Origin of the sequence: Chryseobacterium glaciei, from assembly GCF_001648155.1 — a bacterium.
Classification (GTDB): Bacteria; Bacteroidota; Bacteroidia; order Flavobacteriales; family Weeksellaceae; genus Chryseobacterium; species Chryseobacterium glaciei.
This window is the reverse complement of the sequence record NZ_CP015199.1, coordinates 248,842-263,758: the sequence shown is the minus strand read 5'-3', so window position 1 is coordinate 263,758 and position 14,917 is coordinate 248,842. Positions and strand designations below refer to the sequence as shown.

Here is a 14,917-nt window from a genome sequence, read left to right as displayed (position 1 = left end):
GTTTTATTTTACAGGTAGTTTATAAACTTTATAATTATCTAAAAAAGGATTTCTTCTTATAAAGTTTCCTTTGTTAATAAGTTGCTCAACATATTTAAAGTTACCAGTTTCTACCCCATGTTGGATAGCTGCATTCATTCTATGGTTTCCATCTGTCAAAATATATTTTCCTTCATAGATATATCCTGCTCCTCCAGTAGGTTTATATGTACCGTTTGACATTTGTTCAAAATATTCCGCAACTTTAGCTGGATTAATTCCTTTTTGAGAGCTCAAAATACCATTTGCCTCAGCTTCTGCAGCAATTTTTGAAGTTATGGACATCTCTTCAGCTACAGCTATACCTCTACCATATCCACCAAACATATTGTAACCGCCGCCACCAAAGTCTTGCATTATTTCTATGTGGGAGCTGTTCATTAATCTAAAAGATCTGTCTAAGCTTGATTCACCTGCATTATAGAATGGATTATCTCGTTTTTCTCTATACTCAGCCATCGGGTTATAATAAGCATTTTGTATTAATCCGAATAACCTGCTCCCATCAGGGGAATAATCAAAAGGAACTTTTTCGAAAGGCCCAAATTCAGTTATTTCTCCTCCTTTTTTCTTAGTACCAAAAAGGCTGCTAATGAAATTTCCTACACGCTCCAAAAAGTTAGGTGGATTTCCGTCACCAAATCGATTAAAGTTAAACCCAGTAAAATAATTACTATTTCCCGAAGCTTCAGAACTCGTAGACATATTTGCTTGCATCGCTCTTACTGCATTTTGTGCATCTAAGCCATACAAAACATCATTACCATCGGGATCAATAAACATGATCGGGTTATTTACTGCATAATTATAAGGACTGTGTCTTCTGTATTTTTCAGACATTGCGTCCATTACGCCCCAACGTCCGATATCCGGCATATAAAATCTTGCGCCATAGTCATAGAACCCTGTCTCTTGAAGCTCTTTACCGTTATACTTGTAAGAATAATAGTTTCCAAAATTAGAAGCTGCTGAACCTCCAATATGACTTAATCCAAACGGATAGAAGTTATTGGTATCTGTAGTCTGAAGAACGCCTGCGCTGTTTTTAGCAAAACTTACTCTTGTGTTTCCTAAATGATCTTTGTATTGGTAAATATAACGGTTTTCGGCGAAACTGTAAAACCCTTCTGAAGTAGGAACAAAACTAAGTTTCCATTCCGGCATTGTAGGAAGTGGGCCTCCGATTATTCCTTTTTTATAGGCCTGTGCTTCGTAGGCAACTTCTGTTCTGCATGTTATGCAGCCCATGCCGTTACCATTATCCTCATAGGAATATTGAAATCCATCCAGATAATCTGTCATACGGCTGATTGACGCTCCCATATCACCTGTATTATTGTAGGTTTTACGAAGCTTTGTTCCGTCAGCACGGTACAGATAATTGATATTTGTATTGGAGACCTTACCCAGTGGATTTGTCTGGGTGATGGAAAGACTATTAGGTAGGTCTAAATAATTATAATTTATAGCCTGAATACCTTTATCCTTCATATCCGTCATGTTTCCGTTCAGGTCATAAGCTATTACGTTGTTTCCTCCTTCGTAGCCTGTGTTATTCAAAGCGGTTTCACGCACTTTTGTTAAGCGGTTTCCTGTGTATTCGTAAATAAGATCATCTACCAATGTTGACGTGTTTCCTGAAATTGGGAAGGCATTTCTTTTTAAAGTAGAAATATTTCCGTTCAGATCATACGTTAGGCTTTCGTTAAAATTATTATTAAACGGAGTCGTAGAGTTGGGCTCAGAATAAACAGCATCCTGCAATCTGTTGAGATTATCATAAGAATAATCGTATCTTTTTAATACATCTTCGGAAGCGTTTTTCCAATCAACTTCTGTAATATTTCCGTTGAATTTTCCCGATGCAATATTAGGATTCACAGGATTATTATATCTCATTTCATACCCGAACAGTTTCCCATTGAGATCAGCAGGATCATTGATCTTGGTGAGCCATCCTCGGATATTATAGACATAATCAATACTTTGAAGTGGAGTTGCGGTATTTGTACCGCCGACTTTCTTATTTTTTAACTGCGAAAGTTCATTATACTCATTTTGAGCTAAAATCTCTTCCGTATTATTGTCAACCTTATGTTTCTGAACCAATAATCTGTTTTGGCTGTCATAAGTATAGGTTTGGATAATTACTTTTTCAGTATCGGTATTTAATCTTTTGTGATATACTTTAGTTTGCTTTGCAAGTCCTGCAAAATCAAGCTCAGATTCTGTTTTGGTATACCCTCCTAAATGATTAAGAGCATAAGAGCCGATAGCTCTTCCTTTTTCATCGTAATAAGTGTAGCTTTTTGTCCATGCTTTGTCTTCCACATTTCTCACATACGAAGCCAATGGTAATGTTCTGGTATTTTTACCCGTTGTGCTTTGTCCAGGCTGTTTCAATACCTGCTGGCCGATAACGGCAGACGGAATGCTCACCTCCGAAGGAAGTGATGGATAGGTATCATAATAATTAACAGATAAAATAGTCATGCTTCCTGTAGGAAATGCATTTTTGGTATAATAAATATTTTCACTATCCTGTATAATAGGTGTGTTATTATCTCTCTGCTCGTTGTTTCCTGCATTGGATACCATATTATTAATAGCGGTCTGCATTGCTATTCTTGTTGCAGTATTGGCAAAGAATCCTGTGTAAACTACTCTCCCGAAAGAATCGTATTTGATGAACGTCCAACCTTTTTGGGCAAAATTGTTGATGACAGATCTTAAATTGGCATCCTGAGACAGCACCAATCTGTTTTGTTTATCATACACTAGATATTCCCATCCTTTTCCGGGCAGTTTCTTTTCTACGAGCCTGCTTTTACTGTCATATCTGTATTGGTAACAAAGATTATCCATAGCTGTAGCCGAAACAGACGCTAAAGCAGAAGCCAATGGCGGAATTACGAAAGCCAGCTGCTTATACTCATTATACACATAATAAGTATCTGCATTTTGAGAAGTGCTTACAGCTTTTCGTATTAATACAGTTTGTCCCGAACCTTCTTTAAATTCTATGGTTGAATTTCCATCTTCATCGGTAACGGTATTTTTCACCAATTGTCCTGCCGGATATTCCGAAGCAGGGGGAAGTTCCTGAGTATATATTTTCTCTGTAGAATTCCAGTTGGTTGTGGGATCATATTTTTTTACATGATCGGCTGCGGTGTTAAGGTCATATCCAAAATTTACGGGTTTATCTGCCCATGCATTTCCGACCTGTTTTTGCTGCAAAATCCTTTCCAGCGGAGAGTTTTCAAGTATCTTTTCTGTGTAGATCTTTTCTCCACCATAATGAGTGGGAGCGTTAGAGAGTGGAGAGGTGTAGATTTCTCCATTCTGAGTTCCTGCTTGCGGAACAGGAAGATAACTTTTGGTCTGTCTTCCCAGCACATCATATTCTACATGAGATACAATATCTTTTCCTGTAGGCGAAGATTTTACGCTGACGATCTGTTTAGGTCTTCCCAGATAATCAAAATATTGTACGGTTTCTGCTTTTTTGATACAGTCTGCATCAAGGCAGTTCGTTGTCTGTATATAGTTTTCGGTGCTTGTCTGTGCATAAGATAATCCTGCTACAAACAATACTATGTTGAATAAAAATATTTTTTTCATAATTGATGATCGTTAAATTGTAAAGAATAGGCGAAGCATAAAATAATTACTCATTGCCCATTACTTATTACTCATGAATTAATGTTTGTAGTTGTATTTGTATTTTTTTAAGACTTTTCCGTTCTCGTCAACAATCTGATCCAGCCTGTTGGCATTATCATACTTATACAGCTCACGGATTCCCGAAGGAGGTGTCATGCTTTTCATTCCGATCAGAGGATCATACACATAGGTGGTAATCTGATAATTCCCAAGATTGGTATTATTTCTGAAAAGATCCAAAGCATTCTGCAGAGCTTGTTCTGAACCTGCATCAACGTCTGCATCAGATTTAGAAACAATATCTGAGAGATAAGAGGATATTTGATCATAAGTCGCGCCCTCTATTTTTACGATAGGCTGTGTTTTATTATATCCCCAGACTACGGAAACAGGAATACCTTCTTTTGTGGTATATTGTTCTAAATTTCCTTTACTGTCATATCTGTTGAAGGTAACTTCTTCAGAAATTGTGTTTTGTGTATCATAAGAGATAGCAGAACTGGGAAATTTATTGGCAGTGTTTTCATACTTTGTTTCTGCTCTGGAAACTAATTTTCCTGCATCAGAAATATTTTTCTTAACTATTGATGTTGTTTCCAAAGGGATGCCTATAATATTGGCAGTAATAAGTTTCTGATTATTTTTATCCAAAGCGTATTGATACGTTGTTTCCTGAATAGTTCCGTCAAAGGATGTTATTCTTTCTAAATGGGTACCATAGTTATTAGAATTTTTAACCACCTCTTTTTTGGTTTCTGCAACTCCCGAATCAAGATAATTCCTAGAGGTTACTTTTTCTTCTTTAGCCCAGACTGTTTTTACTCTGAAAGATCCTCCTGGCAGAGAATATTCCGGACCGTCAAAATCCTGAATCGTATAATCGAAAACGCTCTCAGATTGTTTTTGATTTAATGCATTATAAACCTCAGTTTTTTCCAGTAAACCTCCTCTTGTAATATTATAATTAGGCCAGAATTGTTCGTTTTGAACAATAATGGGAGGATAATCTCCTGGCGTTTTAAAATAATATTTGGTATACCCTGTATTATTACCCTGAGAAACCCTTACATTTTTGTAGATCATACTCGGGGCTGCTGCGGTCATTCCGTCATTCAATGCACCTCCATCTACGTAATATCCGCTGGATTCTATAGGAATATCAAAGAAATTATACTCATATTCTTCAATTTTTGAAGGGGTAGAGGATGAATTGATATTAGAAGCAGGCAAATCAAAATACTTAATATTCTTAATACGGGGAACTCCTGTGGTTGAAGCTGTCTTAATATGCTCTTCTGTAGGTTCTCCAACTTTATGATAGGCATTAATAACTATCGGAGCCATTAAGCTGACGTTCCATTCACAAGATAATTCTGCATAATATTCTCCTGTTGAAAATATTCTGGTCTGTACCAGATTATCATCAGGATTGGGAGTAATTCCTGCTACTACACCCATAGAAAATGCTGGTAATAGTTGAAAAGTAGTACCAACTTTTTTGTAAAAATTAATCCCCCAGGTATAACCAGATAATGCAGCGGTATCTGTAGCGTCTATTATGATTTCTTTTTCTGTTGTTATTGTGAAAAAATACTTTTTACCGGCATTATTTGCTTTCTCAAAAGATGTTGCTCCATATGGCATTAGAGGGGCAGGAATTGTTTTGATAACATCATAGTAATAATACGGTACCATATCAAAATTATATTCAATAGATCCTCCGGATGGAAGCAAAACTTTATCTAAAACATTGGTCACAAAACCACTGCCGTTTTCCAGATAAGGACTGGCTACATCTTTATAACTGAACTGATATTTTTCAATAGTATTTTCGTTGGCATCAACCTGACTGAAAGAATTCAACATTCTAAGCATAAGCGGAGCTGAATATTCAAGTTTGTATTTCTTTACAAAAAGATTATTTGGAGTTTTTAAAATAATATTGTCGATACCGAATATATCATTTTTCTTATCTAATGTTTCATTTTTAGAATAATTAATTTCTATAATACCGTGGTCTTTTATTTCAATACTCGAAAGTCTGTGATTTTCAGATTCTATCCGTTGATCAGCTTCATGCCCCAAAACATATTTTGTTTCTTTCAGATAATTATATTTTACCAGTTCCTGATCATTTTCATCCAGTATGGAGGTAAGATAAAATGCGCTTCTGTAGAGCTTTCTACCCATTAAATATCCATGAGCAGGGTTAAAGCCGCCTGTAACAAGCATTCTTGAAGTATCGTATTTTTGAAATTTGTACTTGATTCCTGTATTACTGGTTACCATAAAAGAATCCGTGATTAATGTTGCTGTATTACTGTTTCTGAAATACTCAACTTTTGATGAATAATTGGTCAACTTTACAACCTGGAATGTATTATTCAATGTATCTCTTATAATTCTAAATTTACCTGACTCTTCCGGAGTACTGAAATTATACAGATCTTTAAATACATTTTTTTTATATCCAAAAGCGCTTGCGTCATCATATTTTTCATCAAACTCAGCCATAACTTCTCTGGAGATTACTCCCGGACCCAACAACGACCAGCCTTTTCCTACGTTACCTACCCATTGGTCTCCGGAAGTATTACCTGCATGATAGTTCAAACCTAAGCTGACATTCACCAACTTATTGTTGGTAGGAACGTTCATTAAAGGATAGGAAATATTCGGAATTCCTGTCTGTATAGAAACAGGACTATTGTTATATGCTGCCAGCGAAGAAGCTGTAGGAACTGGCTGCGTAACTCCTGCATTTTGGCTCTGTGCCTGACTGTAATACACATGATAACTTAACATGCATATCACCAGTAAAAATATTTTCTTCATAAGTTGTGTTTATTTCTTTATTAATTTAGCGTTAGCCGTTTTATTCGTATTGGTTTTTACAGTCACCAGATAAGCTCCCTGAATCAAACTCTGAGTATTAATCTTCGTCACTTTATTCTTAGTTTTCAAACTTTGCAATTGACGCCCACTCATGTCATAAAGGTTGATCTCCGCCTCAAACGCTCCCTCTCTCAAACCCTCAAACCCAATTTCTACATAAGCATAATCTGAAACCGGATTCGGATAAATCTTAATATCTTGTTTTACAATCAGCTGATCGATCTGTTTATCTCCAAGTTTTACAATCTTCCAGTTTTCTTTTCCAAGTTCCTCTGCACTTGTTCCTGCTAAAATGATTGAACCATCAAGGTTTAATTTTATATCAGACAATCTTTCCTCTTTCTTACTGGATTCTCCTTTTACATGCTTTCTCCACTGTTCATTACCGTTTTCATCTAAATAAAGCATCCAAAATTTCTCATCATCACTTTCAATTCTTCCCTCAGCTTGAGTATATCCGCCGATCAGCACTCCTTTTGTAGACTTCCCGCTTCCATCTTCCGACTCCCTGTTAATCACACTCATTCCCATCAAAACATCTCTGTTTTTGAAATTGAAGGATTTCTGCCAGATTTCATCTCCTTTTTCATTCAACGAAATCAGCCAGACATCGGTTCCTTCTTCAATTCCAACGGTTTTATTTCCTGATCTCTCAGATCTGGATTCTCCACCAATTAAAAATCCTTCCGATGTTAAAGCTAGTGTTCTTAAATGATCGTCACCTTTTCCTCCGAAGTTCTTTTCCCATTCAATCTTTCCGTCCTTGTTAAGTTTGATAATCCAATAATCTCCTTCTCCGAAGTTTTCTGTTTTCTTTGAACCCCCAGCATTACTTCTGGAATAGATCCCTAACAAGGCACCTCCGTCTCGGGTTGGAATCATCTTTTCAACCTCGTCTGATCCACGTCCTCCAAATACAGATTGTGACAGTTCTTTTCCGTTTTTGTCTAGTTTTATGATCAAAACATCTTTAGAACCGTAACCTTTTGCTGAGTTCTGAACGTTTCCAGCAACAAAGAATCCCAGATCAGTAGTCTGAATAACCGATCTTGCTTCTTCATCTGCATTTGATCCAATAGTTTTTTGCCACAGTTCGTCCCCAAATTCGTTTAAACGAATCAACCAGATGTCACTTCCTCCTTTAGAATCATCTTTCTTATCCAGACTTTTGCCTGAATATGAGGTTGATGCTAGTAAAAATCCACCATCTTGAGTTCCGACAGTTGCAGATAAGAAATCATGATTATTTCCAACAAAGAACTTTTTCCAAACTTCTTCACCTTGTTGGTTAAGTTTTACTAAATGGAGGTCATAGCCGTTGTTCTGACTGTTTCCAGTAGAGAGTTTAGAAGCTTGAATACTGCTTCCTGTAATCAAATACTGCTGATCAATGGTTGTGGTGACCCCACTCAGAAAATCCTGTGTATTGGATTTAATATCTTTCTGCCAGACTACTTCCTGAGCCGAAAAATTAAATAATGCGCATACCAGAAGTGCGCCCGAATAGTTTTTTTTCATAAGCATTAGCTTTTTTATTGTGTTCAAATTTATAAACTGTTATGTTCCGGAAAATGTGGATTTCCTTACTTTACTTTTTTATTATCTACTTTCAAAATTAATCCTCAGGACACGACAAACTATGTCTTATTATATAGGGATGCATTTTTTTACTGATAGGTTGGAAATTAATTCATAAAAACAAAAGGCGTGGAACTGAGATCAATCCGCTAGAGAGGTACTGCGAAGAACCCAACAACCAGATATGACCTACAGCCCACGCCCAGTATAGAGCACGAGCGTAAGTCTATCATTTTAGGGTTGTTAAGAATATTCGCAGTTTTCTCTAGCCTGAATGATAGCTTACGCTTTGTTTTTGTTAAAATCTGCTGCGAAGATAAATATATTTTTTAAAAATTGTTAAAGAATTTACGTGTGAATAAAAGTCTGAACAATGGTCTTTTTAAGTTAAATTATTGTATTTAATTGAATTTATTCATAGAATTAAAGCTTAGATATCAACAAACTAATATTTTTAATTTATGTTTGTTTTAATTTAATGAATTTTCAAGTTTTTGTTTAGTGTATGTGTTGTGGTTTATGTATTTTTTTGTGTTAATCATAATTATTGTATGGTATTAAATCAAAAAATGAAAATATAAATTCTAAAATTGTAAATACTTCATTAAAAAGTTTAATAGTAGCTTTTTGCAAATTCAAAATTGGCATTGGTAATAGTAAAACCGCAGATGACTTATACAATATTCATAAAGACCTATAAAAATACAGAATAGGAATAATTTTTGGAGTTACTTTGCAACTCCATTTTTTATTGAAAATAGATTATGTTCGACAAGCAACAAAGAAAGTTTAAGAGATCCGCGAGATTAATTTCCGTATTAAGTAAATATGGATTTAAAGATATGCTCGCAAGAATGAACGGGAACAACAAGCAGGAAGAAGATTCCTCAAATTCAGACGAGATCATTTCAAAAGGGACAGTGTATGAAAGGATAAGACTCGTTTTGGAAGAACTTGGCCCCACCTTTGTGAAGCTTGGACAAACGTTCAGCAACAGGGAGGACCTTCTTCCGCCGGAATTGGTGCAGGAACTTCAAAAACTACAGGACAAGGTGGATACAGTCGAAATGAATGTACATGAAATTCTTGAAAATGAGTTTAATATTTCGGTTAATGATCATTTTCTTGAAGTTCAGAAACATCCTTTGGCAACAGCTTCAATCGCACAGGTTTACAAAGCAACTTTATTGAATGGTGATGAAGTTATTTTAAAAATAAAAAAAGCCGATGTTCAAACCGTTATCGAAGATGATCTCCTGTTAATTAAAGATCTCGAAAAACTAATTTCATCTTACTCTGAAATAGGAGAAAAACTGAATTTGAAACAGGCAATCTCAACATTTGAAAGATCATTATTAGAAGAAGTTTCTTTAATTAATGAAAAGAATAATATTCTACAATTTGCCCGAAACTTTAAAAATAATAAAGAAACATACGTTCCGAAGATCTACGAAGAATTTTGCAACAACAACGTTCTTTGTATGGAATTTATTGACGGAATAAAAGTAACCGATAAAGCCGGACTTTTAGCCAATAATATAGATCCTGTAAAAGTATCTGAAGTTGGTTTACGATTATTTGTATCTCAAATCCTGGATTATGGATTTTTCCATGCTGATCCTCACGCAGGAAATATTTTAGTTAAAAAAGACGGTAAAGTTGTTTTCATTGATTTTGGCGCCGTAGGAAAAATTCAACCAAACGATAAAGAAATCCTTGAAAGTTTAATTGTAAGCTTCGTCGCAAAAAATGCTCACAAAATCGTAAGATCTCTAAAAAAGATGGCGATAAGCTATGAGATCCCCGATGAAAGGAGATTTGAAAATGATGTAGATGATATTCTGAATTTCGTTCACAGTACTTCTTTAAAGGAAATCGATCCACAGGCGATCATTAATAAAATGAAAGACGTCTTAAAAGATAACCGTCTTTACATGCCGGATTATTTCTATCTTTTATTCAAAGGAATTGGCTTGATTGAAGGGGTAGGACGAACCATTAACCCTGATCTTGATATCGTTAAAAGTCTTAACCCATACACCAAAAAAATTCTCACCAAAAAGATCAGTCCAAAAACCATCCTCAAAAATGGAATGGATAAAATGATGAATTTCACAGATAATATCGATGAAATTCCGAAAGAACTTCGTTCTGTTCTTCAAAAATTAGATGAAAATAAATTCACTGTTTCAAGTGAAATTAAGAATATTGAAAAGACCAATCAAATCATCAAATCTAGTATTGTTAATTTGATTTTAGCCATGATTTTAGGAGCTAATATTATTGCAACAGCCATTGTTTTTGTTTCAGAATCCGGACCAAGAATTGGGGAGATATCATTGGTGGCTTTGCTTGGATTTATTTTTTCAATATTGTTAGTGATTATTATTTTATTGAGAATAACTCGAAAATAAAACACAATTTTGTCATTGCGAGGAACGAAGTGACGAAGCAATCTCAAAATAGATTCTTCAATACACATTCGTTTCGTTCAGAATGATAGAAAAAATTAAAAACTAATCATGAAAACAGTAATCCTATTCGCTCTTACATTTTGCAGTTCCTTAGTTTTCTCCCAAAAGAGCGAGGGAGTTTTAGGCGATTACGACGGAAACGGAACAAAAGAATATGCCTACACCAAAGTCAGCGACTGCAGTGATGAGTGCGACGGAAAATGCGAAACTATCATTTATTTTAGTGATAAAAAGATAAAATCATTTACCATTTCACCCTCCAAGGACGGAACTTTATACAATCTTAAAGATTTAAATAATGACGGAAAAGACGACATCGGATTTTACCCGAATTGGTGTACAAGCTGCTGGCATCCATTATATGTCTATACTTTAAGCAAAAATGTTTGGAAACCCTTGGTGTCACCTATTTCTACACATTGTTCGCAATGGGAAGACGAAAAATTCCCCATCAAAAAAGATCCCAAAAAGAAAGGAAACGTAATTATTACAACAAGCATCTGGAAGGATGATGATATTAAAGTGATCAGTAAAAGTATTAAGCTTTAGTAGTTTTTGGCTTGAAGCTAGAAGCATGAAGATGGAAGTTAGTAAATATGTAAATTTTTAACATTAAGCTTTAAACTTCCTACCTCCATCTTCCGACTCCCATTCTAATACATAAATAAATTAATTGCCTATCTTTGCAAAATGGATAAAATAACTTTTGCAGATTTTGATTTACCGGTTAAAGTTCTAGATGTTTTAGCAGACCTGGAATTGTTTGAACCAACGCCTATTCAGGAAAAGAGTATAGGACCTATACTTTCCGGAAGAGACGTGATGGGAATTGCACAAACAGGTACCGGAAAAACATTAGCTTATCTGCTGCCTGTTCTTAAAACTTGGAAATATAACAAAACTGGAAATCCAACGGTTGTTGTTTTAGTTCCTACAAGAGAATTAGTGGTTCAGGTAACTGAAATTGTTGAAAAATTAACGGAAAATATTACTGCAAGAGTTATCGGAATTTACGGTGGAAAAAATATCAATACGCAGAAGCTTTTATTTAACAATGGCTGTGATATTTTAGTTGGAACGCCAGGAAGAATCATGGATTTAGCGATTGATAATGCTATTTCTCTTAAAGAAGTTCAGAAACTGATCATTGATGAGTTTGATGAAATGCTTAACTTAGGTTTCAGACCACAGTTGACGCATATTTTCGAAATGATGAGAGACAAGAGACAAAACATCCTTTTCTCTGCAACCATGACAGATGCTGTGGATGAAATGCTGGCTCAGTATTTTGCTGGTCCAATCGAGATTTCATTAGCAAAATCCGGAACTCCACTTGAAAAAATTGAACAGACTGCCTATAAAGTTGAAAACTTTAATACGAAGATCAATTTGTTGGAACATTTATTGAAATCAGACGCAGATATGTCTAAGGTTTTGATTTTTGCTAATAATAAAAAGCATTCAGATTTATTATTTACTAAAATTGATGAGCTTTTCCCTGAACAGTTTGATGTAATTCACTCAAACAAATCTCAAAACTACAGATTGAAGGCGATGAAACGCTTTGAAAATGAAGAAATCAGAGGTTTGATCACGACTGACGTTATGGCGAGAGGTTTGGATATTTCAAATATTACTCACGTAATTAACTTTGAAATTCCAGAAGTTCCTGAACAATATATTCATAGAATTGGTAGAACGGGTAGAGCAGACAAGGACGGTAAAGCTATTTCTTTTGTTGCTAAAAAAGAAGAGCGTCCTGTGCTAGACATTGAATTATTGATGGACAGAGAATTAAAATTCGTTGATTTCCCTGAAGGAGTTAAAATTAATCCTAAAAAGATCATTTCAGAAGAAGATGTAATTCTAATGAAAAATCCCGCAAATGCAAAGCTGTATGATGGAGGAGGAGCTTTCCATGAGAAAAAGGATAAAAACAAAAAAGAAAACTGGGGCGGACCAACAAAAAGAAAAGAACCTAAGAAATTTGGAGCCAACAGAGCGCAACAAAAAGCGATCTCAAAATCTAAAAGAAAGAAATAAACAAAAAAGCTCCCAAATCGGGAGCTTTTGTTATTTTGTAAGAACAAGTATCATGTGATCTTCAATATTATCACTATTAAATTGTCCGTAATCCACAACAATTTGAATTTCGTTTGAAGTATGCTTTGCTACGTCATAAGTATCACCATCAATAACAATCTTCTTGTTGTTCATGTCATAAGAATAGGGCGTTGTCTGTGATCCGAAATCTGTACAGGTATTTGAATCATCTTCAAAAATATGACTCGTTAATTGATTGTTTGCATTAAAATCATAAGTACTTTTTTTGTTACAGGTAGAAGAATTTTCAGTAGAAATTAGATTCCCATTACTTCCTGAAATTTTTAAAGTTTTTGATGGTTTCCATACTCCGACAATATTTACTGAGTTGTCATCATCATCATTGTTACTACACGAGCTGAATACAAAAGCCGCCGAAACAGCTAGAAATAAGATTTTCTTCATGGTTAGTTTAATTTTTTTAAAGTTCACAAAGAAATGAAAAATTTTCTATTGCTTCAAAATATTTTCTTGATTGTTTAAAATAGAAAAAGCCCTCTATTTGAGAGCTCTTGTTTTATTCAGTACTAATATTATTGTTCTTCAGTATTTCTTTAAACTTTTCAGTTTTACCTTTTTCTTTCATGCTTTTATGAATAGAAGCAATCATAGCTTCTGCATCAGATCGGTAAGGAGATTTTTGATTACTATAAATTTTATAAGCTTTGCAGATGTAGTCTAGTCCTTTTTCATCATCTTTCAATGCGTTAAAATATACATTTCCAATCCCGTAATAAACTTCCGGATCTCCGGGATATACCTTGTCCAATTTCATATAAGAATCAATTGCTTTTTGGAATTCTTTTTTATAAATATATACCACAGGGATATTCTGTAAAGCCATTTTCCCTTTTGGATTTAGTTTCAGCGATTTTTCATATGCCGAAATTGCTTTATCAAATTCCTCATTTCTTCTATAATTGATTCCTAGAGCATCCCAAGCATAAACGAATTCAGGATCTTTTTTGACTGCTTTTTCATAGTTCTCAATAGCTCCTTTCCAATCCTTTTTTTCTGTTAGCGCTCGTCCATTATGGTAAAAATCCATAGCCTCATTATCTTTAGAAAATCCTTCATCATTAGTTTCAGAAGTTGTGGCAATATTTTTAACACTTTGGCAGTTATTCATCAGATATCGTTCAATATCATTGTAGCTATCTATATATTGCTTAGAGTCTTTGCTCGTATTGAAATTTAGATTTATTTGTTTTTTTCCGTTTACTTCCGGAGCGGTCTTTGCTAAATCTTCTGCACCTGAAAGAAGAGTAGAAATTTGTAATGCTCCTGTATATTTGTCGATACAGTCATGCACATCTTTCAGGATATCTTTTTTATTCCGATTAAGTAATCTGATTGAATCTGTACATTGACAAGCTTTTTCTGAAAGTTCCTTCAGTACTTCCTTTTTGGTGTCTTTCTGAGCAAACATCAAAGAACAAATGAAAATAGGAATTAAAATGGTTAGTCGTTTTTTTATCATGGTTGAAAATTATTTCATATAAGGATTCATCACCTTCGTCCAGATCTGATAGCCTTCCGGAGTCATGTGAAGCATATCTTCTACAAAAAGCTCTTTCCTTACATTTCCGTTGGCGTCTTCCATTGCTTTTGTGATATCAATGAATTCTGCATTTGGTTCCTTCTTCATAAAAGCTGCAATTTTTTTGTTGGCTTCCTTCATTTGAGGCCAAAGACTTTCTCTGCTTGGCGAGTATTTTATGGAGATATAATCAACTTCAATATTCGGGAATTTCTCTCGAATCTTTTTGTAGAACGTTTTGTATCGGTTAACAACTTTTTTCGCTTTTAATTTATGATTGTCTGCAAAATCATTTTCACCACAGTAAACAATAATTTGTTTTGGCTGATAAGGAGAAAGCAAATCATTAGCATAATAATTAAGATCCGTTAATCTTGATCCTCCAAATCCTCTGTTGATGATCGTTTTATCGGGAAAATAATTGGCAACATCAGTCCATTTTGTGAAAGATGAACTTCCGACTAAAAGAATAGCATCTTTAGCAGGTGCATTTTCCTGATCTAATTTTTTGAAATTTTGAATGTCCTGCCAATACATCGGCTTTTTTTCCTGTGAAAAGAAAAGGGCAAAGGTCAGCAATAATAATGCTGATAACATCTTCTTCATTTTTTAATAATTTTTA

Annotated in this window: 9 protein-coding genes; 3 read left to right on the top strand and 6 right to left on the bottom strand. The window is 34.8% G+C overall.

The genetic code is table 11. The features are described 5' to 3' along the window. Positions 1–3 precede the first annotated feature (3 nt). The 3 genes from A0O34_RS01130 to A0O34_RS01120 form a co-directional block, all read right to left on the bottom strand. Entirely contained in the window at positions 4–3,663 is a 3,660-nt protein-coding gene (locus A0O34_RS01130; protein WP_066750285.1) for a DUF6443 domain-containing protein, read from the bottom strand. A gap of 78 nt (positions 3,664–3,741) precedes the next feature. Next, complete coding sequence (locus A0O34_RS01125; protein ID WP_157885928.1) at positions 3,742–6,540, bottom strand: hypothetical protein; 2,799 nt, start codon at positions 6,538–6,540, stop codon at positions 3,742–3,744. A gap of 9 nt (positions 6,541–6,549) precedes the next feature. After that, a complete protein-coding gene (locus A0O34_RS01120) occupies positions 6,550–8,118 on the bottom strand; it encodes a T9SS type A sorting domain-containing protein (RefSeq protein WP_066750282.1) in 1,569 nt (522 codons plus the stop codon). A gap of 824 nt (positions 8,119–8,942) precedes the next feature. Between A0O34_RS01120 and A0O34_RS01115 the strand changes: the two genes are divergently transcribed. The 3 genes from A0O34_RS01115 (at position 8,943) to A0O34_RS01105 (ending at position 12,695) form a co-directional block, all read left to right on the top strand. Then, complete coding sequence (locus A0O34_RS01115; RefSeq protein WP_066750280.1) at positions 8,943–10,592, top strand: ABC1 kinase family protein; 1,650 nt, start codon at positions 8,943–8,945, stop codon at positions 10,590–10,592. Between the two features lie 108 nt (positions 10,593–10,700). Beyond that, the gene (locus A0O34_RS01110) at positions 10,701–11,201 is read left to right on the top strand and encodes a hypothetical protein (RefSeq protein ID WP_066750278.1); all 501 of its coding nucleotides are present in this window, start codon (positions 10,701–10,703) and stop codon (positions 11,199–11,201) included. Positions 11,202–11,342: 141 nt separating this feature from the next. Further along, a complete protein-coding gene (locus A0O34_RS01105; RefSeq protein WP_066750276.1) occupies positions 11,343–12,695 on the top strand; it encodes a DEAD/DEAH box helicase in 1,353 nt (450 codons plus the stop codon). Between the two features lie 30 nt (positions 12,696–12,725). Here A0O34_RS01105 and A0O34_RS01100 read toward each other — a convergent pair whose 3' ends face one another. The 3 genes from A0O34_RS01100 to A0O34_RS01090 all read right to left on the bottom strand — a co-directional run bounded on the left by A0O34_RS01100 (position 12,726) and on the right by A0O34_RS01090 (position 14,901). Further along, positions 12,726–13,160: a lipocalin family protein gene (locus tag A0O34_RS01100; RefSeq protein ID WP_066750274.1), complete on the bottom strand. Its 435-nt coding sequence runs from the start codon at positions 13,158–13,160 to the stop codon at positions 12,726–12,728. Positions 13,161–13,272: 112 nt separating this feature from the next. After that, positions 13,273–14,235 (bottom strand): tetratricopeptide repeat protein, encoded by a 963-nt coding sequence (locus A0O34_RS01095; protein ID WP_082891067.1) that lies wholly within the window; start codon positions 14,233–14,235, stop codon positions 13,273–13,275. 9 nt (positions 14,236–14,244) lie between these two features. Then, positions 14,245–14,901 (bottom strand): GDSL-type esterase/lipase family protein, encoded by a 657-nt coding sequence (locus tag A0O34_RS01090; protein ID WP_066750270.1) that lies wholly within the window; start codon positions 14,899–14,901, stop codon positions 14,245–14,247. Positions 14,902–14,917: the final 16 nt, after the last annotated feature.

Coding starts and splice junctions, on each gene's coding strand:
- A0O34_RS01130 (WP_066750285.1), bottom strand. CDS start 3,663: ATGAAAAAAATATTTTTATTCAACATAGTATTGTTTGTAGCAGGATTA.
- A0O34_RS01125 (WP_157885928.1), bottom strand. CDS start 6,540: ATGAAGAAAATATTTTTACTGGTGATATGCATGTTAAGTTATCATGTG.
- A0O34_RS01120 (WP_066750282.1), bottom strand. CDS start 8,118: ATGAAAAAAAACTATTCGGGCGCACTTCTGGTATGCGCATTATTTAAT.
- A0O34_RS01115 (WP_066750280.1), top strand. CDS start 8,943: ATGTTCGACAAGCAACAAAGAAAGTTTAAGAGATCCGCGAGATTAATT.
- A0O34_RS01110 (WP_066750278.1), top strand. CDS start 10,701: ATGAAAACAGTAATCCTATTCGCTCTTACATTTTGCAGTTCCTTAGTT.
- A0O34_RS01105 (WP_066750276.1), top strand. CDS start 11,343: ATGGATAAAATAACTTTTGCAGATTTTGATTTACCGGTTAAAGTTCTA.
- A0O34_RS01100 (WP_066750274.1), bottom strand. CDS start 13,160: ATGAAGAAAATCTTATTTCTAGCTGTTTCGGCGGCTTTTGTATTCAGC.
- A0O34_RS01095 (WP_082891067.1), bottom strand. CDS start 14,235: ATGATAAAAAAACGACTAACCATTTTAATTCCTATTTTCATTTGTTCT.
- A0O34_RS01090 (WP_066750270.1), bottom strand. CDS start 14,901: ATGAAGAAGATGTTATCAGCATTATTATTGCTGACCTTTGCCCTTTTC.